Raw genomic sequence first — 23,085 nt, 5'->3', positions numbered from 1 at the left:
TACGCAGCACTTCCGTCATCCCGTCCGCCCCCGCCCGCGGGCGTTCGTGGTTCAGTCCGTGCCGCGTGCGTACCGGCGCACGGTCAGCGGGACGAACACGGCGAGCAGGACGGCCGCCCAGGCCAGCGTGCCCGCCACCGGGTGCGCGACCGGCCAGGCGGCGCCTTCGGCCGGGGCGGAGTTGCCGAAGAGTTCGCGGGTGGCCGAGGCGAGGGCGCTGATCGGGTTCCACTCGGCGACGGTGCGCAGCCAGCCCGGCATGTCGTCCGTCGGGATGTACGCGCTGGAGAGCAGCGGCAGGATGAAGGTGGCACTGCCCAGCTGCCCCGCCGCCTCCTCGTCGCGGATGAGCAGGCCCAGCCAGTAGCCCACCCAGGACGTGGCGAACCGGAACAGCAGCAGCAGCCCGTACGCCCCGAGCGCGGCGGCCGGGCCGCCCTCGATCCGCCAGCCCGCCGCGAGTCCGACGAGCATCAGCGGGATCATGCCGACGGCCGTGGTCAGCACCTCGGCGCCGGTGGAGCCGAGCGGTACGGCGGCCCGGCTCATCGGCAGCGTACGGAAGCGGTCCATCACCCCGCGGTCGCAGTCCTGGGCCGCCTGGAACATTCCCGTCATGAGGCCGTTGGCCGCTGTCGCGGCGAGGAGGCCGGGTACCAGGAAGGAGCGGTACTCCTGCCCCGGGACCGCCAGCGCGCTGCCGAACACGTAGCCGAAGAACAGCAGCATCGTGATCGGCATGGTCTGGGTCAGGATCAGTACACCGGGCGCGGCTCTGATCTTCTGCAGATGGCGGCCCACCATCGCCAGGCCGTCGGCCGCCAGGGAGCCCGTGAGGGCGGGCGCCGGGGTCCGCTCGCGGACCGGGGTCGTGGTGCTCATGCTGCCGTCTCCTTCGGTGCGCGGACGTCGCCGCGGTCGGTCAGTCGGAGGAAGGCCTCGTCGAGGGTGGGCGGGCGCAGGCTCGCATCGATCACCGGGACGCCCGCGGCGTCGAGTTCGCGGACGATGCGCGGCAGCGTGAGGGTGGCGTCGGATGCGACGACGCCGATGGTGCGGTGCTCGTGGTCGAGCGTCGGTTCGGCGCCGGTCAGCTGGTCGAGCACGGCTGCCGCGGCCCCGAGCGCCGACTCGTGTGCGACGACGACCTGCGCGTAGCTGCCGATGAGGGATTTGAGCTCGGCCGGGGTGCCCCGGTGGGCGGCCCGGCCCCGGTCGATCAGCACGATGTCGTCGGCGAGCCGGTCGGCCTCCTCCAGGTACTGCGTGGTCAGCAGCACGGTGGTGCCGCGCCCTGCCAGTTCGCGTACCGCCTCCCAGATCTGGTTGCGGCTGTGCGGGTCGAGTCCGGTCGTCGGCTCGTCGAGGAAGAGCACCTGCGGGCGGGTGAGGAGGCCGGCGGCGAGGTCGAGGCGGCGGCGCATGCCGCCCGAGTAGGTGCGGGCGGGGCGGTCGGCGGCCTCGGTCAGCCCGAAGCGTTCGAGGAGCTCGTCGGCGCGCGAGCGGCCCGCGGGGCCCCGGAGGCGGAGCAGCCGCGCGAAGAGGCGGAGGTTCTGCCGCCCGGAGAGCTCGCCGTCGATCGAGGTGCTCTGCCCGGTGACCCCGATGGCCGCGCGTACGGCGGCGGCCTCGCGGACCACGTCGTGGCCCGCGACCCGCGCGCTGCCGCCGTCCGGGCTCGTCAGCGTGGTGAGCAGCCGGACGGCGGTGCTCTTACCCGCGCCGTTCGGCCCCAGCACACCGCAGACGGAGCCCTCGGCGACGGCGAGGTCGAGCCCGCGCAGGGCGTGGACGTCTCCGTAGTGCTTCTCCAGACCTTCACTAAGTACACCGTACGTAGTTGTCATAGGCCTACCGTAGCGCACTACGTACGGTGTACGTAACTACGATGGTGAGCGAGGTGATGACCGATGGCGGGGCGACCCCCTGTACCCGAAGTGATCTGGGCGCGCCCCGAGCGGGCGGGCCGCGGGCCCAAGCCCGCTTTCAGTCGTGCGGACATCGCGGCAGCCGCCGTGCGCATCGCCGACGCCGAGGGCCTGGACGCGGTGTCGATGCGCAAGGTGGCCGCGGAGCTGGGCTGCGGCACGATGTCGCTCTACAACTACGTGCCGCGCAAGGAGGACCTGTACGAGCTGATGCTCGACGTGGTCAGCGGTGGCTACGACCTGCCGGAGAAACCGTCCGGCGACTGGCGCGCCGACATGATGGCGCTCGCACGCCAGGCCCGCGCGATGATGCACCGCCACACCTGGGTGCCGCGTCTCATGTCACCGGTCTACGGATTCAGCCCGAACGTGCTGGCCTACATGGAGTACGCGCTGAGCATCCTGGACGGGCTCGATGCCCGGTTCGGCGAGAAGATGGAACTCATCGCCATGGTCAACGGGGTGGTCACCACCTACACGGCCAACGAGATCGCCACGGCCGAACGCAGCCGCTCGCTGCCCTGGACCGAGGAGCAGGAGCACGCGGCCCGCACCAACTACCTGATCAGCCAGATCGCGACCGGCAAGTACCCGCGCCTGGCAGCAGGGTTCGCCGAGGACTCCGGGCCGATCGATCTGGAGGGCGTCTTCGACCGGGCGCTGGGCCGGGTGCTGGACTCGTTCGAGCGGTAGTGGACCGCCTGGACTCGTTCGAGCAGTAATGGACGGCCGCAGGCGGTCACAGCAGCGCGAACTGCCCGTCCGGGCCCTCCTCGTGGTGGTCGAGGACCGAGGCGGGCCGCCGAGCCGTCGCGGGAGCCGGTACCACCCCGGCCGCCCGCAGCGCGTCGCGGGTGACCGCGGGCTCGGTAGCCAGCCGTTTCCACAACTCCTCCTGAGCGGACCGCAGTTCACCCAGCAGAGCGAGGAGGGTGATCAGTTCGAGCAGCTCGGACGTCCACTCCTGCGGCCAGTGGCGCGGCCGCAGCGCCTCCAGGCCCTCCCGCCCGTCCCGGGCCGTGCGGCGCTCGAACCAGAGTTCCAGCATCCGGGCGCCACACACCCGGTACTCCCACGCCCCGGCCGGAACGGGGGAGACACGCCCTTCGTCGGGCCCCTCGCCGAGCGTGAGCACCTCGTCCTCGGGGTCGTAGCGCAGCACGGACGGCCGGGGCGGTATCGCGGCCCGCACATAGGGCCGGCGCCCGCCCGGCAGTCGGGGACGCTGCCCGCCGCGCGCCCCGCGCAGCTGCAGGCGCAGCAGCTCCCGGCCGAGCTCCACACCCTCGGCCCACAGGGTGCCGTCGGCGGGCAGCGGCACGAGACATCCGGCAGGTGAGGGGCGGGCGGCGGCAAGGGTCCAGGCAAGGACGGACTCCGGGTCGACCGGGGCCCCGTACCGGGCGCCCAGCAGACCGGGCAGCCCCGGCGCGAGATTGGGCTCCCGGCCGCCGGGGCGCCGGTAGAGCGGCCGTATCCGGCCCGGGCGGCCTGCGGGGGAGTGTCCGTCGGGCAGCAGCGCCGTCACGGACAGGGCGGGCCCGGTGTCCTGCGGTACGTATCCGTGCTCGACGGCGAAGACCTGGTGCGCGTCGGCGACCCGCCACAGCTCGGGGCGTGCCGCGTCGAGCAGCCGCTGGTCGGGGATCAGCCACTGCTCGTCGAAGGGGCCGTGCAGGATCCGTACCGGTGCGGGATACGGGCCCGGGTCCCGGGCGAACCGGCCCGTCGCGGTGGTGCGGCCCGGCAGCGCCGCGGCCGGGGCCAGGGGGCTGCGCGAGCGGCTGGACCGGAACAGCCGTTCCTGCTCGGCGCCCTCGGCCCGCACCAGCAGATCCCAACGGGCCCTGAGGGAGGCCGCGTCCGGCGCGGTCACCCAGGGGCGCCCCGTTCTCAGGGGCCGCACCGACCAGGGCATGAGGTCGTCGAGAAACGGGATCCCCTCGGCCCCGCCGGCTCCGGCCGCCACCCGTGCTGCCACCGTGTCGTCCTCCCCGTCGCCACGTCCGCCGCCCAGGGCATCGTAACGGCGGCCGGCCGGGGCGGTCAGTGCGCTTCCACCGTCACGGAGAAGGAGAAGCGGTCCCCCCGGTACCGGATCCGCGCCACGTCCACCACCCGCCCGTCGTCGTCGTACGTCACGCCCGTGTAGTGCAGGATCGGGCTGAGCAGCGGGACCTGCAGCAGCTCCGCCGTCGCCGGGTCGGCGAGACGGGCCTCGACCGTGTCCGTGATCCGGGAGATCCGCACGCCGACGGCGTCGCGCAGCACCTTCGTCATCGGCCACCGCTCGAGATCGGCCACGTCGATCCTGGCCGCGATGTCGGGACGCACCGCGTTCTCCGCCCAGTTGGTGGGCTCGCCCGTCCCGTCGTCGCAGCGCAGCCGCCGGTAGTCGACCAGCTCGGAGCAGTCGGGGAAGAACTCGGCGAGATCGCCCGGCACGGGGGTGGTCCCATGGCCGAGGACGGTGGTCCGCTCACCCGACTGCTGGGCGACGATGGCGTCGATCGAACCCAGCAGCCGGACCGGCGACACCCGCCGGGCGCGCGGCTCGATGAACGTGCCGCGCCTGCGGTGCCTGCTGATCAGGCCCTCCGTCTCCAGCTCCTTGAGCGCCTGGCGCATGGTCAGGACGCTGACGCCGTAGTGCGCGGCGAGCTGCTCCTCGGTGGGCAGGCGCGGCGAGGCGTCCTGGGGCCGGCCCAGTATCGAGGCCCGCAGCGACTGCGAGACCTGGTACCACAAGGGCAGCTTCCGGTTCAGCACGAGGGAGTCGGGGGCGAAGGCCGGGGTGGGATTCACCTCGTTCACCTGGTTCATCCGGTTCACCTGGACTCTCTGGACAGTGGCCGGCTTCGGGGGTTCACGGCCGGAAGTTGCGGCTCAGACCCTGCCACACGTCGTCGTACCCGTGCTGCAGATGGTCCGCGGCAGCGGCCTGCGCGGTCGCCGTGACCGGCCAGCGGGTCTCGAACATGAACGCCAGCCCGTCATCGATCTTCTGCGGCTTCAGCTCCGCGGAGCTCGCCCGGTCGAAGGTCTCACGGTCCGGTCCGTGCGCCGACATCATGTTGTGGAGCGAGCCGCCGCCGGGCACGAAACCGCCCGCCTTCGCGTCGTACGCGCCCTCGATGAGTCCCATGTACTCGCTCATCACGTTGCGGTGGAAGTACGGCGGGCGGAAGGTGTCCTCGCCGACCAGCCAGCGCGGGGCGAAGACGACGAAGTCGACTCCGGCCAGCCCCGGGGTGTCGGACGGCGAGGTCAGGACGGTGAAGATCGACGGATCCGGGTGGTCGAAGCTGATGGTGCCGAGGACGTTGAAGCGGCGCAGGTCGTAGACGTACGGGGTGTGGTTGCCGTGCCAGGCGACGACGTCGAGCGGGGAGTGGTCGTACGTCGCCGACCAGAGGTTCCCGCAGAACTTGTTGACGACCTCGACCGGTCCCTCACGGTCCTCGAACGCCGCGACGGGCGCCAGGAAGTCCCGCGCGGCTGCCAGGCCGTTGGCGCCGATCGGGCCCAGGTCGGGCAGGACGAACGGCTGCCCGTAGTTCTCGCAGACGTACCCGCGGGCGGTGGCGTCCAGGAGCTCGACACGGAAGCGGACACCGCGCGGGACGAGCGCCACATGGCCGGGTTCGGCGCGCAGCAGCCCCAGTTCGGTACGGATCAGGAGACCGCCGCGCTCGGGCACGATCAGGAGCTCACCGTCGGAGTCGCTGAACACCCGGTCCGTCATGGAGGAGTTCGCGCTGTAGAGGTGGATGGCCATGCCGGTGCGCTGCGTCGCGTCGCCGTTGCCGCCCAGCGTCCAAAGACCGGCCAGGAAGTCCGTACCCGGCGCGGGCTCGGGGAGCGGGTCCCAGCGCAGCCGGTTGGGATCGGCAACCGCTTCGGCGAAGGGAGCTGTGCGCAGCGCGCCGTTGTCGACGCGGACGAACGGGGGATGGGCCGCCGAGGGGCGGATCCGGTAGAGCCAGGAGCGGCGGTTGTGCGCGCGGGGTTCGGTGAAGGCCGAGCCGCTCAGCTGCTCCGCGTACAGCCCGAGCGGTGCGCGCTGCGGTGAGTTCCGGCCGTGCGGTAGCGCTCCCGGGATGGCCTCCGAGCCGTGCTCGTTGCCGAAACCGGCGCTGTAGGTGAGAGTCTCCGCCGTCTTCCTGGCCTGTTCGGTCCCACTCATCATGCGCTCCCGTCGGAAGGAATCCCATGGATCCCCTGACGAAGAATCCTATGGGCAACCGTAGGAATGGAAACGCCGCCCGTCAACGGCATACGGGCACCGCTGTGCCGTGTCCGTGACGGCCGGTGCGGAAACGCGGTGGAAACAGGTGCGGATTACGGGGGATGCGGGCTGGGCGGGACCGGCGCACCGGGCCTCCGGGCCCGCGCACGGGTGACTCACCCCGTCCGGACCCACGGCATCATGGAACCGTGCCCCAAGCGAACACGAACCTCCGGCGCGCCCCCGTGCAGCAGCGCAGTGCCGAACGCCTCGCCCGGATCCTCGACTCCTGCGCCGAGCTCCTCGACGAGACCGGCTACGAACAGCTCTCCACCCGGGCGGTGGCCGACCGTGCCGGTGTGCCCATCGGATCCGTCTACCGTTTCTTCTCCAACAAGCGAGGGCTGGTCGACGCACTCGCCGAGCGCAATCTGGACCTCTACGCCGAGCGCATCGTGGCCCGCCTCGCGAACATCCCCACCGAGGACTGGCGGAGCGCCATCGACGCCGTACTCGACGAGTACCTGGCGATGAAGCGTTCGGTCCCCGGCTTCGCCCTCGTCGACTTCGGCCCTCCCGCGCCGGCCGGCGACCCGCTCGACGAGTCGAACCGCAGGGTCGCGGGCCGCCTGGCCTCCCTGCTCTCCGGTCATCTCGGCCGCGACCCCGACACCGATCTGCTCCGGACGGTGCTGGTCTGCGTCGAAGCCGCCGACGCGGTGCTCCAACTCGCCTTCCACGCCGACCCGTCCGGCGACCCGGCTCTGATAGGGGAGACCCGCGTGCTGATCCAGGCCTATCTCGCGCGGGTCCTCGAATGACAGGTGGCGTCAACACCTCGCCAGCATCCGTACCGGTCGGTATGCTCGATCCGGCCGGGAGCTCGCACCCGCTGTGCGGTCCGCGGCCCGACGGTGCATGCCCGTGCGCCACCGCTGCAGCCGCCCCGGGGAGGGCCCATGTCCCACGATTCCCGCACCGCCCTGCGTATCTGCCCGCTCTGCGAAGCCACCTGCGGACTCACCCTCACCATCGAGGGAACGACGGTCACCGGCGCCCGCGGCGACCGTGACGACGTCCTGAGCCAGGGCTTCATCTGCCCCAAGGGCGCCTCCTTCGGAGGTCTGGACGCGGACCCCGACCGGCTGCGCACCCCACTCGTGCGCACGGACGGCGTCCTGCGGGAGGCGACCTGGAACGAGGCCTTCGACCTGATCGCCGCGAGGATCCCGGCCCTGACCGAGGAGCACGGCACGCAGTCGGTCGGTGTCGTCCTCGGCAACCCCAATGTGCACACGATGGCCGGCGGGCTCTATCCCCAGCTACTGCTCTCCACGCTCGGCACCCGCAACGTCTTCACCGCGAGCACCCTCGACCAGATGCCCAAGCACGTCTCCAGCGGCCTCCTCTTCGGCGATGCCAACGCCATCGCCGTACCCGACCTGGACCGCACCGCCCATCTGCTCCTGATCGGCGCCAATCCGCTCGAGTCCAACGGAAGCCTGTGCACCGCCCCCGACTTCCCGGGCAAGCTCAAGGCGCTGCGCAAACGCGGTGGCACCCTCACCGTCATCGACCCGCGCCGCACCCGCACCGCCCGCCTCGCGGACCGGCACGTCGCGATCCGCCCCGGGGTCGACGCCCTCCTGCTCGCCGCGCTCACCCAGGTCCTCATCGAGGAGAAGCTCGCGGACCCCGGCGCGCTGACCGAGCACCTCGACGGCTACGACGAACTGGCCGAGGCCATCGAGGACTTCACGCCCGAAGCGGTGGCCGCCGCCTGCGACATCGACGCCGGCACCATTCGTACGATCGCCCGCGAACTGGCCGCGGCCCCCGCCGCGGCCGTCTACGGGCGCATCGGCAGCTGCACCGTCGAACACGGCACCCTGGCCAGCTGGCTGGTCGACGTACTCAACATCCTCACCGGCAACCTCGACCGCCCCGGCGGCGCACTCTTCCCGCTCTCCGCCACCGCCCGCGCACCCCGTGCCGCCGCCCCCGGCAAGGGCTTCGCACTGGGCCGCTGGGCGAGCCGTGTCTCCGGGCACCCGGAGGCCAAGGGCGAGCTCCCCGTCGTCGCGCTCGCCGAGGAGATCGAGACCCCGGGTGAGGGGCGCATCCGTGCCCTCATCGTCGTCGCGGGCAACCCGGTGCTCTCCGCACCCGACGGCGACCGGCTCGACCGGGCGCTCGCCGAGGGCCTCGACTTCATGGTCAGCGTCGACCCGTACCTCAACGAGACCTCACGCCACGCCGACGTCGTGCTGCCCCCGCCGCCGCCCTCGCAGAGCGCCCACTTCGACTTCGCCCTCAACTCCCTCGCCGTGCACAACCAGGTCCGCTACACCCGCGCGGCCGTCCCACTGGAGGACGACCGCATGGCCGAGAGCGAGATCCTCGCCCGGCTCGTCCTCGCCGTCGGCGGTATGCACGGGGCGCCGCCCGGAACGGTCGACGACATGGTCATCGCCACCACCCTCGGCAAGGCAGGCCTCCCGGAGGAGTTCGCCGCCGAGCTGACGGGCCGCACCGGCGCCGAGCGGCGCCTCGACCTGATGCTGCGCCTCGGCCCCTACGACCTCACGCTGGAAGGGCTCCTCGCGCATCCGCACGGCATCGACCTCGGTCCGCTGAAGCCCCGCGTCCCGCAGCTGCTCAGGACCCGCAGCGGCCGCATCGAGCTGTTCCCCGCCCCCATCGCCGCCGATCTGCCACGGCTCCGTGGGGCACTGGACGAACGGCCCACGGGCCTCGTCCTCGTCGGCCGCCGCCATCTGCGCTCCAACAACAGCTGGATGCACAACGTCTCCTCCCTCCGCGGCGGCTCGAACGTCTGCACGCTGCAGATCCACCCCGACGACGCCGCCCGCATCGGGCTCGCCGACGGTGCCACGGCACGCATCACGTCGGCGGGCGGCGAGGTCGAGGCGCCCGCCGAGATCACCGACGCGGTACGGACCGGAGTCGTGAGCCTCCCGCACGGCTGGGGACACAGCCGTCCGGGCACGCGCATGTCCGTCGCCGAGACCGGACCGGGAGTCAATGTGAACCAGCTGCTCGACGGCACCCTCCTGGACCCGCTGTCCGGCACCGCTGTGCTCAACGCCGTCCCGGTCTCCGTAGCGCCAACTCTCTGACCTGGGGTTTTGCTCTTATTGCTCACACGTCAACATCTTGTTACCGCCCGACGGGACACCTAACGTCATCCGAACCGCCGAGACCGGTGGGAGTTCAAAGGTGAACGTTAGGTATCCCACATGCTGACAATCCTCGGATTTGCCATGATCGCGACCTTCCTGGTCCTGATCATGATGAAGAAGATGTCGCCGATCGCGGCGCTGGTCCTGATCCCCGCACTCTTCTGCGTAGCCGTCGGGCAGGGTGCGAACCTCGGCGACTACGTCATCGAAGGCGTCGGCACCCTCGCGCCGACCGCGGCGATGCTGATGTTCGCCATCGTCTACTTCGGCGTGATGATCGACGTCGGCCTCTTCGACCCCGTCGTCCGGGGGATCCTGCGCTTCTGCAAGGCCGACCCGATGCGGATCGTCATCGGCACGGCGGTGCTCGCCGCGATCGTCTCGCTGGACGGCGACGGCTCCACCACCTTCATGATCACCGTCTCGGCCATGTATCCGCTCTACAAGCGGCTGAAGATGAGCCTGGTCGTGATGACCGGTGTCGCCGCCACGGCGAACGGTGTCATGAACACCCTGCCCTGGGGCGGTCCCACCGCCCGCGCGGCCACCGCGCTCAAGCTGGACGCGGCCGACATCTTCGTCCCGATGATCCCGGCGCTCGGCGTCGGACTGCTCGCCGTCATCCTCCTGGCGTGCGTCCTGGGCCGTCGCGAACGCAAGCGCCTCGGCACACTCACTCTCGACGAGGTGCTCGTGCGGGAGCCAGAGACCGTTCTCGTCGGCGCGGGCGGCGGCGATGACCGGCTGGTGAAGGGCACCGCGTCCACGGGCGGCGGAGACGCCGCCGGGGACCACACGGACGGTGACGGTGACCAGGACTTCAAGGGGCTCGACCCCGACAGGCCGACCCTGCGCCCCAAGCTCTACTGGTTCAACGCCGGCCTCACCGTCGCCCTGCTGGCGTCGATGATCATGGAACTGATGCCGATCCCGGTGCTCTTCCTGCTCGGCGCGGCCCTCGCCCTCACGGTCAACTTCCCCCACATGCCCGACCAGCGGGCCCGCATCGCAGCCCACGCCGACAACGTCCTCAACGTCTCCGGCATGGTCTTCGCGGCGGCCGTCTTCACCGGTGTGCTCACCGGCACCGGCATGGTCGACCACATGGCCGACTGGCTGGTCGGGGCCATCCCCGACGCGATGGGGCCGCACATGGCCGTCGTCACCGGCGTACTGAGCCTCCCCCTCACCTACTTCATGTCCAACGACGGCTTCTACTTCGGCGTCCTGCCCGTGCTCGCCGAGGCCGGTGCCGCCCACGGCGTCTCCTCGCTGGAGATCGCCCGGGCCTCCCTGGTCGGCCAGCCCCTGCACATGTCGTCCCCGCTCGTGCCCGCGGTCTACGTCCTGGTCGGCATGGCGAAGGTCGAGTTCGGCGACCACACCCGGTTCACCGTGAAGTGGGCCGTGCTCACCTCGCTGGTGGTCCTCGGCGCCGGAATCCTCTTCGGCATCATCTGATGCCCGCGGAACCACGGCCCGGCAGGGGCTGGCTGCTGCGCCTCGTCATCGCCTTCGCCTTCGCCCAGGGAGCGGTGTCGATGGCGCGGCCCGCCGTCTCCTACCGGGCCCTCTCGCTCGGCGCGGACGAGAGCGCGATCGGCATCATCGCCGGTGTGTACGCGCTCCTGCCGCTCTTCGCCGCCGTACCGCTGGGCCGCAGGACCGACCACGGCCGCTGCGCCCCGCTGCTGCCGCTCGGGGTCGTACTGATCGGCGGGGGCTGCGCACTCAGCGGGACGGCCGGTTCCCTCCCGGCCCTGGCGGCCTGGAGCGGACTCATGGGCCTCGGCCACCTCTGCTTCGTGATCGGCGCGCAGTCACTCGTCGCACGGCAGTCGGCGCCCGCCGAACAGGACCGCAATTTCGGGCACTTCACGATCGGGGCCTCCCTCGGCCAGCTCATCGGCCCGATCGCCGCCGGCTACCTCATCTCGGAACGGGACGGCGCCATGGCCCGTACCAGCGCCGTCGCCCTCCTCGTCTCGGCAGCCGTCGCGGTCGTCTCCTTCACCGCGCTGTGGCGCATCGAGCACCGGAGTGCCGCCGGCTCCGCCTCGGAGGAGGCGCAGAAGGTGCCGGTCGGCCGGATCCTGCGCACCCGTGGCGTCCCGGCCGGCATCTTCATCAGCCTCGCCGTACTCTCCGCCACCGACATCCTCACCGCCTACCTGCCGGTCGTGGGCGAGCAACGCGGCATCGCACCCGCCACGGTCGGACTGCTGCTGAGCCTCCGGGCCGCCGCGACCATCGCCTGCCGGCTGGCGATGACACCGATGCTGCGGATCCTCGGCCGGAACGCGCTGCTCACCACGACCTGCCTGCTCGGCGGCCTGATCTGCGCGGGCATCGCGCTGCCCGTACCCGTCGCCGTGCTCGCCGTGATGCTCGCCCTGCTCGGCTTCTGCCTGGGCGTGGGCCAGCCCTTGTCGATGACCACTGTCGTCCGCGCCGCCCCCGCGAAGGCGCGCTCCACGGCGCTGGCCCTCCGGCTGACCGGGAACCGCCTCGGCCAGGTGGCCGCCCCCGCGACGGCGGGGCTGACCGCCGGAATCGCGGGCAGCGCCGCCCCGTTCCTCATGCTGGGCGCGCTGCTCGTCGGGGCAGCGGGGCTCGGTCTGCGCGGCGGACGGCCGCAGGCCTCGGACGTCCCACCTGTTCTGCCTGTCCCTCCCGCCCCGACTGTCCCTCCCGCCCCGGCTGTCCCTCTCACACCGGCTGTTCCTCCCGCCCCGGCTGTCCCTCTCGCACCGGCTGTTCCTCCCGGCCCAGCGACCGAACACCCCTGCGCAAACCGGAACCCCACCTGACACATCCGGCCTGCTCCGCCACTGTGCCGACGTAACCTTTTAATCTGCGCACGAGTCATTCCCACGCCCCGCCCAGTGGGCTAACTTCGGCCACGCAGCCGCTCCCCACGTGCAGCCCACCCACCTCCCCGGGCGGAACCATGACTCGTGCCATCTCCCTGCGCAGCGTCAGCAAGACGTACGGACGGGCTCCGCGTGCCGTCGACAACTTCTCGCTGTCCGTCGATCCGGGCGAGTTCGTCGTGCTGCTGGGGCCGTCGGGCTGCGGCAAGTCGACCGTGCTCCGCATGATCGCGGGCCTGGAGGAGATCTCCGAGGGGGAGCTGCTGCTCGACGGCGAGCCTGCGAACCACGTGTCGCCGCGGGAACGCGGCATGGCCATGGTCTTCCAGAACTTCGCGCTCTACCCGAACATGACCAATCGCGCCAACATCGGCTTCCCACTCAAGCTGGAGAACCCGCGCAGGGACAACAGCGAGCGCGTCGAGGCCACGGCCAGGATGCTCGGCATCGAAAGCGTGCTCGACCGTTACCCGGGCCAGCTCTCCGGCGGCGAACGCCAGCGGGTCGCGATGGGCCGGGCCATCTCGCGCCATCCCTCCGCCTTCCTGATGGACGAACCCCTGTCCAACCTGGACGCGAAGCTGCGCAACCACCTGCGCGCCGAAATCTCCCAGCTCACCCGGGAGCTGGGCGTCACCACCGTGTACGTCACGCACGACCAGGCCGAGGCGATGTCGCTCGGCGACCGGGTGGCCGTGATGCGCGGCGGGGTGCTCCAGCAGGTCAGCACACCGCGCGAGGTCTACGCGACACCCGAGAACGTGTTCGTCGCCGCGTTCATCGGCACCCCCAGGATCAATCTGCTCCAGGCCGTCGTCCACGCCCCGCTCGAGGGGCGCATGTCCATCGACCTCGGCCGGCAGCGTCTTCCCCTGCCCGAACCGCTCAGTCCCGACCACCAGTTGCTCCGCATCCAGCAGGGCCGCCGGATCATCGTGGGCCTGCGCTCCGAGGCGGTCCGGATCGCCCCGCCCAGCCATGCCCGCCGCGGCGAGGTCGCGCTCAGCGGCATCGTCGAGCACGTCGAGTACCAGGGGCACGAGGCGCTCGTCCACCTCAACACGGGTTCACAGCCCGCGGTGGTGCCCGACCTGGAGTCGGCCCGCCAGCAGGCGCCCCAGCGCCGCCGCCGCGCACCCGGCGGCGGGATCGGCGTGCTGGAGCGCCTGAAGCAGCGTGCCACCGGCTCCGTCGCCGTACTCGACAAGCCGGACGCGGAACCGTACGCCGTACGCAGCCCCGACCGTCCCGCCGTCACGGCGAGCGACCTCGTGGTGCGCACCGGGCCCGACATGCGGCTGCGGACCGGCGGGCAGGTGCCGCTCCTCGTCGACCTGGCGCACCTGTACGTCTTCGACCACTCGGGGCGCCGGATCTGCCCCCTGCCCGAAGTCATTCCGGGGCTCGACGTGTGACTGCCGGCCACGGCCGTGCGTGACCTGTGTCTCCAGCCTTTCCCTGGCGCCGAAAAACTAACAGCGCTAGTTTGGGGCCGGGACGGCATCCGTCCGTACGCACGGCTACGGCGGCAGGCACAGCAAGCCCGGGAGGAACAGCCATGAAGGCGCATGACGGGATGTACATCGGCGGGGAATGGCGGCCCGCCGCGGGCCGGGACACGATCGCGGTCGTGAATCCGGCGGACGAGCAGGTCATCGGCCACGTCCCGGCGGGCACCGCCGAGGACGTCGACGCCGCGGTACGCGCCGCACGCGCCGCGTTCCCCGGCTGGGCGGCCACCCCGCCCGCCGAGCGCGCCGCACGGATCGCCGCCCTGCGCGACGTGCTGGCCGCCCGCAAGGACGAGATCGCCGAGACCGTCACCGCGGAACTGGGCTCGCCGCTGCCGCTGTCCCAGATGGTGCACGCGGGCGTACCGGTGCTGGTCGCCGGCTCGTACGCCGAGCTGGCCGCCTCCTACTCCTTCGAGGAGAAGCTCGGCAACTCCACCGTCCTGCTGGAGCCCGTCGGCGTCGTCGGGGCGATCACCCCCTGGAACTACCCGCTGCACCAGATCGTCGCCAAGGTGGCCCCCGCGCTCGCCGCCGGCTGCACCGTCGTGCTCAAGCCCGCCGAGGACACCCCGCTCACCGCCCAGCTCTTCGCCGAGGTCACCCAGGAGGCGGGTCTGCCCGCAGGCGTCTTCAACCTGGTCACCGGCCTCGGCCCGGTCGCCGGACAGGCGCTCGCCGAGCACGCGGACGTCGACCTCGTCTCCTTCACCGGGTCCACGGCCGTCGGCAGGCGGATCGGCGCCACGGCGGGCGCGGCGGTCAAGCGCGTCGCCCTGGAGCTCGGCGGCAAGTCCGCCAACGTCATCCTTCCCGGTGCCGATCTCGCCAAGGCGGTCAACGTCGGCGTCGCCAACGTGATGTCCAACTCGGGCCAGACGTGCAGCGCGTGGACCCGGATGCTGGTCGACGGCGAGCGGTACGAGGAGGCTGTGGCTCTCGCCGCGGCGGCCGTCGCGAAGTACGTACCCGGGGAGCGGGTCGGCCCCGTCGTCAACGCCAAGCAGCAGGCCCGGGTGCGCGGATACATCGAGAAGGGCATCGAGGAGGGCGCCCGCCTCGTCGCAGGGGGCCCCGAGTCACCCAAGGAGCAGGGGTACTACGTCAGCCCCACCGTGTTCGCCGACGTCACGCCCGTCATGACCATCGCGCGCGAGGAGATCTTCGGCCCGGTGCTCTCGATCCTGCGGTACGAGGACGTGGACGACGCCCTGCGGATCGCCAATGACACCGTGTACGGGCTGGCCGGGGCGGTCTGGGCCGCCGACGACGCGGAGGCCGTGGCCTTCGCCCGCCGCATGGACACCGGTCAGGTGGACATCAACGGCGGCCGGTTCAACCCGCTGGCGCCGTTCGGCGGTTACAAGCAGTCGGGAGTGGGGCGCGAGCTCGGCCCGCACGGCCTCGCCGAGTACCTGCAGACCAAGTCCCTCCAGTTCTAGGGCGCGCCCGCACGTCCCGTCCGCCCTGCCCGCCGGGGCGGACGGCGCTACGTTCGAGACACGCTCTGCCCCACCGACCGTCAAGGAGTCTGTTCGTGGTCCGCGCCGCTGTACTGCCCGCCGTCGGAGCTCCCCTGGAGATCACCGACATCGAACTCCCCGAGCCGGGCCCCGGCCAGGTGAGCATTCGTCTCGCCGCCGCCGGCGTCTGCCACTCGGACCTGTCCCTGACGAACGGCACCATGCGGCTGCCCGTCCCCGCCGTCCTCGGCCACGAGGGCGCCGGTACCGTGCTGTCCGTCGGTGAAGGGGTGACCCATGTCGCCCCCGGCGACGAGGTCGTCCTCAACTGGGCGCCGTCCTGCGGGAACTGCTTCCACTGCGGCATCGGTGAGGTCTGGCTCTGCGCCGACGCGCTGAAGGGTGCGGCCAACATCCACGCCCGCACGGCCGACGGCACGGAGCTCCATCCGGGCCTGAACGTCGCGGCGTTCGCGCAGGAGACCGTAGTCGCCGCGAACTGCGTGCTGCCCGCCCCGGCCGGCATCCCGCTCACCGACGCCGCGCTGCTCGGCTGCGCGGTCCTGACCGGTTACGGGGCCGTGCACCACTCCGCCCGGGTCCGCGAGGGCGAGAGCGTCGTGGTGTTCGGCGTCGGCGGGGTCGGCCTCGCCGTCCTGCAGGCCGCACGTATCGCCGAGGCGTCGAAGATCATCGCGGTCGATGTCTCAGCGGAGAAGGAGGAGCTCGCCCGCAAGGCGGGTGCCACCGACTACGTCATCGCCTCCGACACCACCCCGCGCGCGATCCGCAAGCTCACCGGCGGCCAGGGCGCGGACGTCGCCGTGGAGTGCGTGGGACGGCCCGCCACGATCCGCGGGGCGTGGGAGTCCACCCGTCGCGGCGGCCGCACCACGGTCGTCGGCATCGGCGGCAAGGACCAGGTGGTGTCCTTCAACGCCCTGGAGATCTTCCACTGGGGCCGCTCGCTGACCGGCTGTGTCTACGGGAACAGTGACCCGGCCCGCGACCTGCCGGTGCTCGCCGAACACATCCGCGCCGGACGGTTCGACCTCTCCATGCTGGTGACGGAGCGGATCGCGCTGGACGGTATTCCGGCTGCCTTCGAGAACATGATCGCGGGCAAGGGCGGTCGCGCACTGGTCGTGTTCTAGACCCCCCTCACCGCGGCCCGGGTCAGGGAACCCGGGCCGCCGGCTCCTCCCGGGGTTCCGCCCGGCGCGCGCGGGTACGGGAGACCGCCACCCCGGCCAGACAGAGCAGCCCGCCCGCCACGGTGAGCAGCGCGGGCACCTCGTCGAGCAGCAGCCACGACATCAGCACCACCAGGGCGGGCACCGCGTACGTCGTCGCGCCCATCCGGCCCGCGGTGGTGCGTGCCAGCGCGTAGGCCCAGGTGGTGAAGGCCAGCGCCGTCGGGAAGACGCCCAGATAGACCATGTTCAGCGTGGCGGAGACCGGCGCGTCGGCCACCTCGGAGACCAGCACCCCGCTGAACGGCAGGCAGGCGACCGTACCGATCAGGCAGCCGAACGTGGTGATCTGCAGCGCGGATCCGTGCCGCAGGGCGGGCTTCTGGCTGACCACACCGCCCGCGTACGCCACCGCGGCCACGAGGCAGAGCACCACGCCGAGCACCGAGGAGCTCCCGTGCCCGGACATGGAGAGACCGACCACCGCGGCCCCCGCGAACGACACGGCCATGCCCGCGAGCAGCCGGCGCGGCAGCCCCTCGCCGAGCAGCCCGGCGCCCAGCAGCGCGATGAGGATAGGGCCGATGTTCACCACCATCGCGGCGGTGCCCGCATCGACCTGCTGCTCACCCCAGTTGAGCGCCACCATGTACAGCCCGAACCACAGCAGCCCCGATCCCACGATGCCCGGCCACGCCGCCCGGGACGGCAGTCCCTCCCGGCGTACGAGCAGGATCGCCCCGAGCGTCAGCGTCCCCGCGAGCAGCCGGCCCAGCGCCAGCGCTCCCGGTGAGTAGGCCTCTCCCGCGCTGCGGATGGAGACGAAGGCGGAGGCCCACAGGACCACCGTGGTGCAGGCGGCGGCGAGGGCCCGCCAGTCGCGCTCCGGAGCGGTCGCCGCAGCACGTGGCGATGTCGGTGTCGTCGTCATGGCCCCGACAGTAAGCCCGGGACGCTTCGGCACCTACCGAATAGTTGCCGCTTCGATTCCGAGCAGCTCCGACAGGGCACGTTCCCCGTCCGGCGTCGCCTTCACCGCGCGGCCGGATCCGATGCGTACGCACCATCGCGCCTCCAGGGCGTGAGCGCACAGCGCGGCCCCGGCGGCCCCCGCCAGGTGCGGGCGGCGCTCGGTCCAGTCCAGGCACTCCCGTACGAGCGGCCGTCGTCCGTCGGGTTCCAGGACGATTCCCAGCGCCGCGAACCAGTCGAGCCCCTCGTCCGTGAGGGCGAATCCGGTGTCCTGGCGGAGCAGCCCCCGGGCGGTCATCGCGTCCGTGACCGTGATGCCGAGCCGCCCGGCGAGATGGTCGTAGCAGGTGCGTCCCCTGGCGAGCGCACTGCTGATGCCCGCCGCGCGCAGGGTCCGTGGACGCTCCTCGTCGCGGTCGGGAAGGGTGTGGGCGGCCAGCTCCTCGACGAGGCGGGCGGTGCGGCCGTCGGCGATCCGCACGTAGCGGTGGCGGCCCTGGCGTTCCTGCGTCAGCAGGCCGCCCGCGACCAGCTTCCCCAGGTGCTCGCTCGCCGTCGAAGGGGCCACTCCGGCATGCCGGGCGAGCTCGCCCGCCGTCCAGGCGCGGCCGTCGAGCAGGGCGAGGCAGAAGGCGGCGCGGGTCTCGTCGGCGAGCAGCGAGGCCAGGGCGGCGAGGCGGTACGCGGCCGGACCGCGCGGTGTCATGCGAGCCATACGGTCCAGGATGCGTCAGCGACCGTTCGGCGCGGGCCGAAGAGTGCCGCTCGGCGCGGTCTGCTCGTACTGCAGCGCGAGGCCGTCCAGCAGGGCCCGCAGCCCTGTCTCGAAGGCGCCCTCGTCGACCTGCTGGCGGCGGTCGGCCAGCAGGTGGGCCTGACCGAGGTGGGGGTAGTCGGCGGGGTCGTACGCCGTCTCGTCGTCGACGAATCCGCGGGCGAAGGAGCCGAGCGCCGAGCCGGTGATGAAGTAGCGCATCAGCGCGCCGATGTAGGTCGCCTGGGCGGGCGGCCAGCCGGCCCGGACCATCGCGCCGAACACGGCGTCGGCGACCCGCAGGCCGGCAGGTCTGCGGCCGGGTCCCTGGGCCAGCACGGGGACGATGTGCGGGTGTGCGGCGAGTGCCGCGCGGTAGGAGACGGCCCAGTCGTGCAGGGCGGCCGGCCAGTCCCGGGGGTCGGCCTCCTCGAACATCGACAGGTCGACCTTCGCGGACACGGCGTCGGCCACCGCGTCGAGGATCTCGTCCTTGTTGCGGAAGTGGTTGTAGAGCGAGGGCCCGCTGACCCCCAGTTCGGCCGCGAGGCGGCGGGTCGAGACGGCGTCGAGCCCCTCGGCGTCCACGAGCGCGCCCGCCGCCTCGACGATGCGGTCTCTGCTGAGGAGGGGCTTGCGCGGTCGGGCCATGCGGCACATAGTAGGGCCTGCAAGCATAAAACTAGCAGTGCTAATTAAAAGTGGGGTGTCGCAGGATGAACCTGGAGCTGAGCGAGGAGCAGGCAGCCGTCCGGGAGCTCGCCGAGAACTTCGTCGCACGGGAGATCGCCCCGCATGTCGTCGAGTGGGACCGTGCCGAGAGTGTCGACAAGTCGATCGTGAAGAAGCTGGGCTCCCTCGGCTTCCTCGGGCTGACCGTTCCCGAGGAGTACGGCGGCTCGGGCGGCGACCACCTCGCGTACTGCCTGGTGACCGAGGAGCTCGGGCGCGGCGACTCGTCCGTGCGCGGCATCGTGTCCGTCTCGCTCGGCCTGGTGGCCAAGACCATTGCTTCCTGGGGCAGCGAGGAGCAGAAGCGGCAGTGGCTGCCCAGGCTCACCGCGGGCGAGGCCGTCGGATGCTTCGGCCTCACCGAGCCGGGCACCGGCTCCGACGCCGGAAACCTGACCACCAGGGCCGTGCGCGACGGGGACGACTACGTCATCAACGGCTCCAAGATGTTCATCACCAACGGCACCTGGGCCGATGTGGTGCTGCTCTTCGCCCGCACCGGCGACACCCCCGGCCACCGGGGCATCTCCGCCTTCCTGGTGCCGGCCGACAGCCCCGGCCTGACCCGGCGCACCGTCCACGGCAAGCTCGGGCTGCGCGGCCAGGCGACCGCCGAGATCGTGCTGGAGGACGTCCGCGTTCCCGCCGCCACGCTCCTGGGGCCGGAGGGCAAGGGCTTCTCCATCGCCATGTCCGCCCTCGCGAAGGGCCGGATGTCGGTCGCGGCCGGCTGCGTCGGCATCGCGCAGGCCGCCCTCGACGCCGCCGTACGGTACGCGGGCGAGCGCGAGCAGTTCGGCAAGTCCATCGCGAGCTACCAGCTCGTCCAGGAGCTGATCAGCGACATCTCCGTGGACGTCGACGCGGCGCGCATGCTGACCTGGCGCGTGGCCGACCTCATCGACCGCGGCCAGGACTTCGCCACGGCCGCGTCCACGGCGAAGCTCTTCGCCTCCGAAGCAGCCGTCCGCGCCGCCAACAACGCCCTCCAGGTGTTCGGCGGCTACGGGTACATCGACGAGTACCCGGTCGGCAAACTGGTCAGGGACGCCCGCGTGATGACCCTCTACGAGGGCACCAGCCAGATCCAGAAGCTGATCATCGGCCGCGCGCTGACGGGTGTCTCCGCCTTCTGAGTGCCGGGACTGAGTACTTCGACGGATGTGCCGGACGCCACCGCGCCGGATGCTGTGCGACATGAGTGAGACAACATCGGTCAAGCAGCAGAGCACCGCCGCCTTCTACGGCCAGGCCGTCCTCTCCTTCGGAGTGGCCATGGGCGCAGTGGCCCTCGGCATCTTCTTCCTCGACGCCGACGCCTGGGTGCGCGCCTTCCTCGCCATCGGCGTCCTCTACCTCGTCACTTCGTGCTTCACTCTGGCCAAGGTCATCAGGGACCGTCAGGAGGCGGGGCAGATCATCAGCCGCGTCGACCAGGCAAGGCTGGAGAAGATCCTCGCCGAGCACGACCCCTTCCAGAAGCTCTGACGGTCCCGGTCACGGACGACCCCTAAGCGCTTGCTCAGGTTCGCGGTATGGTGTTCGTCCTGCAGAGGGAAAGGGGCACGTGATCATGAGCACGGCGGAGCAGACCGACGGCGACGAGACGCCGTGGAGTGAGGTCACGCCCGAGGCGGCCCGGCGACTGCTCGTCGCCGCCGTCGAGGCCTTCGCCGAACGCGGGTATCACGCGACCACCACCCGGGACATCGCGGGGCGGGCCGGGATGAGCCCGGCCGCGCTGTACATCCACTACAAGACGAAGGAAGAGCTGCTCCACCGGATCAGCAGGATCGGTCACGACCGGGCCCTGCTCCTCCTGGAGACGGCCGCCGACAGGGACGGCACGGCGACCGAGAGGCTCGCCGGCGCCGTACAGGCCTTCGTCCGCTGGCACGCCGAGCGGCACACCACGGCCCGGGTCGTCCAGTACGAACTCGAGGCCCTCGGTGACGAACACCGCGTGGAGATCGTCGAGCTGCGCAGGAAGAGCGACGCCGCGGTGCGCCGGATCATCAGCGAGGGCGTGCGGGCGGGGGAGTTCGACGTCCCCGACGTCCCGGGCACCACGCTGGCCGTGCTCTCGCTCTGCATCGACGTGGCCCGCTGGTTCAACGCCCAGGGGAGCCGGACGCCCGACGAGGTCGGCACGCTCTACGCCGACCTCGTCCTGCGCATGGTCGGGGCGCAGAAGTAGCGCCGCGGGCGGACCCGAGGGCCCGCCCGCGCCCGCACACGGCTCAGAAGTAGAAGCGCGATACCGCCTCGGCGACACAGGCCGGCTTGTCGCCACCCTCGCGCTCGATGGTGACGAGGGTGGTCACCTGCACACCGCCGCCCACCTCCTCGACGCTCTTGAGCACCCCTGTGGCGCGCAGCCGCGAGCCCACCGGCACGGTCGAGGGGAAGCGGACCTTGTTGGATCCGTAGTTGATGCCCATCTTCACTCCCTCGACCCGCATGATCTGCGGGACGAATGCGGGGAGCAGCGAGAGCGTCAGATAGCCGTGGGCGATCGTCGTGCCGAAGGGGCCGGCGGCGGCACGCTCCGGATCCACGTGGATCCACTGGTGGTCGCCGGTGGCCTCGGCGAACTGGTCGATCCTCTTCTGCTCGATCTCCAGCCACTCGCTGTGACCGAGCTCCTCGCCCACCCCGTCCCGCAGCTCCTGTGCGGACGTGAAGATCTTCGGCTCTGCCATGTTCCTGGTCCCTGCCTTCCGGCTGTCTGCCGTCGTCCCCGAACGAATGTCTAAGCGCTTGCTCAGCATGGTTGGGCGGTGCGCCCCTGTCAACGACGGACCGGCCAGGTTTTCGAAGCGGGCGGCAGGGTTCGAGGCGGGACCAGTAGGGTTCGGGGAGTGCCACAGATCCCGCAGACACTTCACGAACTCACGGTCGGCCAGCTTTCCGCACGCAGCGGCGCAGCCGTATCGGCCCTGCACTTCTACGAGTCCAAGGGCCTGATCACCAGCAGTCGCACCAGCGGCAACCAGCGTCGCTACACGAGGGACGCCCTGCGCCGGGTCGCGTTCGTGCGCGCGGCGCAGCGGGTCGGCATCCCGCTCGCCACCATCAGGCAGGCGCTCGCCGAGCTTCCGGAGGAGCGCACGCCGAACCGGGAGGACTGGGCGCGGCTGTCCGAGGCGTGGCGCTCGGAGCTGGATGAGCGCATCAAGCAGCTGGGGCGGCTGCGCGACCATCTCACCGACTGCATCGGCTGCGGATGCCTGTCGCTGGAGACGTGTGTGCTGTCCAACCCCGACGATGTGTCCGGCGAACGGATCACGGGGTCGCGCCTGATGCCCGAACGCAAGGCGGCGGACAACTCCTAGCCCTGCCGGCTCCGGACACGGACGACGCGGGGTGCGCGCAGGCGAGCGCCCCCCGCGCGCTTCAGGCCACCGAGGCCAGATCCCTCGGCCGCATCCCCCTGGCCCTGGCCAGTGCTCCCGGGGTCAGTACGGGGCGGGGGACGACGATGCCGCACCCCGTGCAGACCGGGCCCGACCAGGGTTCGCGGTCCAGGTCCTGCCGCCAGACGATGCCGGTCCCCGTGCAGACCGGGCAGGCCACGCCCGGCTCCGCGCCCAGGGCGGCGATCAGGCGCCCCAGCACGTCGGCGAGCGGTGCGGCGGGATGGACCCCGGGGTTGTCGCACAGGGCGATGCCGTTGCCGCCCCAGGTCCGCCGGTGCCAGTCGTCGAACGCGCCCGGCCGGCGCAGTCCGTCGTGCTTCTCGCGTCGCCGCCGTTCGGCGAACCCCGTCTCGTACGCGAGCCAGACGTCCCGCGCCTCCTCCAGCTCCTCCAGTGCCCCGAGCAGGCGCACCGGGTCGGGATCCCGGTCCTCGGGTTCGATCCCGTGCCGGGCACACAGGTGATCCCAGGTGGCCCGGTGGCCATAAGGGGCGAATCGCTCCAGGCATTTGCGCAGCGAGTACCGCCGCAAAGCCAGATCGCCCCGCGGATCGCGGACCTGTCTCGCAAGACTCCGGAAACCGGCCATGGCACTGCCACCTCCGTCGGTCGTACTTCGGCGTCAAGGGATGGACGTACGACTGCCCGTTTCGGCTCCATCGAAAGGTGAAATGTGTCCACTACCTGAGATGGCCCATGTGGGGCGGCGTGGCGACGGGTGTGGCGATTCGGAAAAAGTGACTGATGTTCATCTTACTGACGGGGTGTACCGCCAGTAACCTCCGGCGCATCGGCCATCCGGAGGAGCA

General features: G+C 71.5%; 22 protein-coding genes. 12 read left to right on the top strand and 10 right to left on the bottom strand.

The features are described 5' to 3' along the window. Window positions 1-51 precede the first annotated feature (51 nt). Together ABZS61_RS04835 and ABZS61_RS04830 are read right to left on the bottom strand one after the other, a co-directional pair. Window positions 52-882: an ABC transporter permease gene (locus ABZS61_RS04835; protein ID WP_356416142.1), complete on the bottom strand. Its 831-nt coding sequence runs from the start codon at window positions 880-882 to the stop codon at window positions 52-54. Next, window positions 879-1,847, bottom strand: coding sequence for an ATP-binding cassette domain-containing protein (locus ABZS61_RS04830; protein WP_356416139.1), 969 nt, complete (start codon window positions 1,845-1,847; stop codon window positions 879-881). Before ABZS61_RS04830 ends, ABZS61_RS04835 begins: the two co-directional genes overlap by 4 nt. Before the next feature lie 63 nt (window positions 1,848-1,910). Between ABZS61_RS04830 and ABZS61_RS04825 the strand changes: the two genes are divergently transcribed. Beyond that, the gene (locus ABZS61_RS04825) at window positions 1,911-2,621 is read left to right on the top strand and encodes a TetR/AcrR family transcriptional regulator C-terminal domain-containing protein (protein WP_356416136.1); all 711 of its coding nucleotides are present in this window, start codon (window positions 1,911-1,913) and stop codon (window positions 2,619-2,621) included. A 46-nt stretch (window positions 2,622-2,667) separates the two neighbouring features. On the opposite strand, the gene ABZS61_RS04820 is transcribed toward ABZS61_RS04825, so the two are convergent. From ABZS61_RS04820 to hmgA, 3 genes are all read right to left on the bottom strand, one after another. Continuing rightward, the gene (locus ABZS61_RS04820) at window positions 2,668-3,909 is read right to left on the bottom strand and encodes a type ISP restriction/modification enzyme (RefSeq protein WP_356416133.1); all 1,242 of its coding nucleotides are present in this window, start codon (window positions 3,907-3,909) and stop codon (window positions 2,668-2,670) included. 65 nt (window positions 3,910-3,974) lie between these two features. Further along, entirely contained in the window at window positions 3,975-4,751 is a 777-nt protein-coding gene (locus tag ABZS61_RS04815) for a GntR family transcriptional regulator (protein WP_356416130.1), read from the bottom strand. A gap of 43 nt (window positions 4,752-4,794) precedes the next feature. Further along, a complete protein-coding gene (hmgA, locus tag ABZS61_RS04810; RefSeq protein ID WP_356416127.1) occupies window positions 4,795-6,114 on the bottom strand; it encodes a homogentisate 1,2-dioxygenase in 1,320 nt (439 codons plus the stop codon). Window positions 6,115-6,365: 251 nt separating this feature from the next. Between hmgA and ABZS61_RS04805 the strand changes: the two genes are divergently transcribed. From ABZS61_RS04805 to ABZS61_RS04775, 7 genes are all read left to right on the top strand, one after another. Beyond that, complete coding sequence (locus ABZS61_RS04805; protein ID WP_356416123.1) at window positions 6,366-6,977, top strand: TetR/AcrR family transcriptional regulator; 612 nt, start codon at window positions 6,366-6,368, stop codon at window positions 6,975-6,977. 138 nt (window positions 6,978-7,115) lie between these two features. Further along, entirely contained in the window at window positions 7,116-9,296 is a 2,181-nt protein-coding gene (locus ABZS61_RS04800; protein ID WP_356416121.1) for a molybdopterin oxidoreductase family protein, read from the top strand. A gap of 120 nt (window positions 9,297-9,416) precedes the next feature. Next, complete coding sequence (locus ABZS61_RS04795; RefSeq protein WP_356416119.1) at window positions 9,417-10,820, top strand: citrate:proton symporter; 1,404 nt, start codon at window positions 9,417-9,419, stop codon at window positions 10,818-10,820. Next, entirely contained in the window at window positions 10,820-12,169 is a 1,350-nt protein-coding gene (locus ABZS61_RS04790) for an MFS transporter (RefSeq protein ID WP_356416116.1), read from the top strand. The genes ABZS61_RS04795 and ABZS61_RS04790 overlap by 1 nt, the downstream gene beginning before the upstream one ends. 140 nt (window positions 12,170-12,309) lie before the next feature. After that, window positions 12,310-13,647 (top strand): ABC transporter ATP-binding protein, encoded by a 1,338-nt coding sequence (locus tag ABZS61_RS04785; protein ID WP_356416113.1) that lies wholly within the window; start codon window positions 12,310-12,312, stop codon window positions 13,645-13,647. A 143-nt stretch (window positions 13,648-13,790) separates the two neighbouring features. After that, window positions 13,791-15,185 (top strand): aldehyde dehydrogenase family protein, encoded by a 1,395-nt coding sequence (locus ABZS61_RS04780; RefSeq protein WP_356416110.1) that lies wholly within the window; start codon window positions 13,791-13,793, stop codon window positions 15,183-15,185. Window positions 15,186-15,280: 95 nt separating this feature from the next. Beyond that, window positions 15,281-16,360 (top strand): Zn-dependent alcohol dehydrogenase, encoded by a 1,080-nt coding sequence (locus ABZS61_RS04775; RefSeq protein WP_356416108.1) that lies wholly within the window; start codon window positions 15,281-15,283, stop codon window positions 16,358-16,360. 22 nt (window positions 16,361-16,382) lie between these two features. On the opposite strand, the gene ABZS61_RS04770 is transcribed toward ABZS61_RS04775, so the two are convergent. Genes ABZS61_RS04770 through ABZS61_RS04760 form a run of 3 tightly spaced genes read right to left on the bottom strand, consistent with a single transcriptional unit; the run spans window position 16,383 to window position 18,776 of the window. Continuing rightward, complete coding sequence (locus tag ABZS61_RS04770; RefSeq protein WP_356416105.1) at window positions 16,383-17,330, bottom strand: DMT family transporter; 948 nt, start codon at window positions 17,328-17,330, stop codon at window positions 16,383-16,385. Between the two features lie 33 nt (window positions 17,331-17,363). Beyond that, window positions 17,364-18,086, bottom strand: coding sequence for a winged helix-turn-helix domain-containing protein (locus ABZS61_RS04765; RefSeq protein WP_356416102.1), 723 nt, complete (start codon window positions 18,084-18,086; stop codon window positions 17,364-17,366). 15 nt (window positions 18,087-18,101) lie between these two features. Continuing rightward, window positions 18,102-18,776: a TetR/AcrR family transcriptional regulator C-terminal domain-containing protein gene (locus tag ABZS61_RS04760; RefSeq protein ID WP_356416099.1), complete on the bottom strand. Its 675-nt coding sequence runs from the start codon at window positions 18,774-18,776 to the stop codon at window positions 18,102-18,104. 65 nt (window positions 18,777-18,841) lie between these two features. Here ABZS61_RS04760 and ABZS61_RS04755 point away from each other — a divergent pair, with 65 nt between their 5' ends. The 3 genes from ABZS61_RS04755 to ABZS61_RS04745 all read left to right on the top strand — a co-directional run bounded on the left by ABZS61_RS04755 (window position 18,842) and on the right by ABZS61_RS04745 (window position 21,054). After that, window positions 18,842-19,993, top strand: a complete 1,152-nt coding sequence (locus ABZS61_RS04755) for an acyl-CoA dehydrogenase family protein (RefSeq protein WP_356416096.1) — start codon at window positions 18,842-18,844, stop codon at window positions 19,991-19,993. Window positions 19,994-20,054: 61 nt separating this feature from the next. Beyond that, the gene (locus ABZS61_RS04750; protein WP_329212709.1) at window positions 20,055-20,345 is read left to right on the top strand and encodes a YiaA/YiaB family inner membrane protein; all 291 of its coding nucleotides are present in this window, start codon (window positions 20,055-20,057) and stop codon (window positions 20,343-20,345) included. Window positions 20,346-20,430: 85 nt separating this feature from the next. Then, window positions 20,431-21,054 (top strand): TetR/AcrR family transcriptional regulator, encoded by a 624-nt coding sequence (locus tag ABZS61_RS04745; RefSeq protein WP_356416091.1) that lies wholly within the window; start codon window positions 20,431-20,433, stop codon window positions 21,052-21,054. Window positions 21,055-21,097: 43 nt separating this feature from the next. On the opposite strand, the gene ABZS61_RS04740 is transcribed toward ABZS61_RS04745, so the two are convergent. Further along, on the bottom strand, window positions 21,098-21,559 hold the full coding sequence (locus ABZS61_RS04740; protein WP_356416088.1) for a MaoC family dehydratase: 462 nt from the start codon (window positions 21,557-21,559) through the stop codon (window positions 21,098-21,100). A gap of 159 nt (window positions 21,560-21,718) precedes the next feature. Here ABZS61_RS04740 and soxR point away from each other — a divergent pair, with 159 nt between their 5' ends. Further along, window positions 21,719-22,192: a redox-sensitive transcriptional activator SoxR gene (soxR, locus tag ABZS61_RS04735; protein WP_351168082.1), complete on the top strand. Its 474-nt coding sequence runs from the start codon at window positions 21,719-21,721 to the stop codon at window positions 22,190-22,192. A 61-nt stretch (window positions 22,193-22,253) separates the two neighbouring features. On the opposite strand, the gene ABZS61_RS04730 is transcribed toward soxR, so the two are convergent. After that, complete coding sequence (locus ABZS61_RS04730) at window positions 22,254-22,865, bottom strand: hypothetical protein (protein ID WP_356416084.1); 612 nt, start codon at window positions 22,863-22,865, stop codon at window positions 22,254-22,256. Between the last annotated feature and the right edge of the window lie 220 nt (window positions 22,866-23,085).

The sequence above is a fragment of the Streptomyces sp. NPDC005566 genome (assembly GCF_040605575.1).
In the GTDB taxonomy this organism is placed as follows: domain Bacteria; phylum Actinomycetota; class Actinomycetes; order Streptomycetales; family Streptomycetaceae; genus Streptomyces.
This window is presented reverse-complemented; position numbering and strand designations above follow the sequence as displayed.

Coding starts and splice junctions, on each gene's coding strand:
- ABZS61_RS04835 (WP_356416142.1), bottom strand. CDS start 882: ATGAGCACCACGACCCCGGTCCGCGAGCGGACCCCGGCGCCCGCCCTC.
- ABZS61_RS04830 (WP_356416139.1), bottom strand. CDS start 1,847: ATGACAACTACGTACGGTGTACTTAGTGAAGGTCTGGAGAAGCACTAC.
- ABZS61_RS04825 (WP_356416136.1), top strand. CDS start 1,911: ATGGCGGGGCGACCCCCTGTACCCGAAGTGATCTGGGCGCGCCCCGAG.
- ABZS61_RS04815 (WP_356416130.1), bottom strand. CDS start 4,751: ATGAACCAGGTGAACGAGGTGAATCCCACCCCGGCCTTCGCCCCCGAC.
- hmgA (WP_356416127.1), bottom strand. CDS start 6,114: ATGAGTGGGACCGAACAGGCCAGGAAGACGGCGGAGACTCTCACCTAC.
- ABZS61_RS04800 (WP_356416121.1), top strand. CDS start 7,116: ATGTCCCACGATTCCCGCACCGCCCTGCGTATCTGCCCGCTCTGCGAA.
- ABZS61_RS04795 (WP_356416119.1), top strand. CDS start 9,417: ATGCTGACAATCCTCGGATTTGCCATGATCGCGACCTTCCTGGTCCTG.
- ABZS61_RS04790 (WP_356416116.1), top strand. CDS start 10,820: ATGCCCGCGGAACCACGGCCCGGCAGGGGCTGGCTGCTGCGCCTCGTC.
- ABZS61_RS04785 (WP_356416113.1), top strand. CDS start 12,310: ATGACTCGTGCCATCTCCCTGCGCAGCGTCAGCAAGACGTACGGACGG.
- ABZS61_RS04780 (WP_356416110.1), top strand. CDS start 13,791: ATGAAGGCGCATGACGGGATGTACATCGGCGGGGAATGGCGGCCCGCC.
- ABZS61_RS04770 (WP_356416105.1), bottom strand. CDS start 17,330: ATGACGACGACACCGACATCGCCACGTGCTGCGGCGACCGCTCCGGAG.
- ABZS61_RS04765 (WP_356416102.1), bottom strand. CDS start 18,086: ATGGCTCGCATGACACCGCGCGGTCCGGCCGCGTACCGCCTCGCCGCC.
- ABZS61_RS04760 (WP_356416099.1), bottom strand. CDS start 18,776: ATGGCCCGACCGCGCAAGCCCCTCCTCAGCAGAGACCGCATCGTCGAG.
- ABZS61_RS04755 (WP_356416096.1), top strand. CDS start 18,842: ATGAACCTGGAGCTGAGCGAGGAGCAGGCAGCCGTCCGGGAGCTCGCC.
- ABZS61_RS04750 (WP_329212709.1), top strand. CDS start 20,055: ATGAGTGAGACAACATCGGTCAAGCAGCAGAGCACCGCCGCCTTCTAC.
- ABZS61_RS04745 (WP_356416091.1), top strand. CDS start 20,431: ATGAGCACGGCGGAGCAGACCGACGGCGACGAGACGCCGTGGAGTGAG.
- ABZS61_RS04740 (WP_356416088.1), bottom strand. CDS start 21,559: ATGGCAGAGCCGAAGATCTTCACGTCCGCACAGGAGCTGCGGGACGGG.
- ABZS61_RS04730 (WP_356416084.1), bottom strand. CDS start 22,865: ATGGCCGGTTTCCGGAGTCTTGCGAGACAGGTCCGCGATCCGCGGGGC.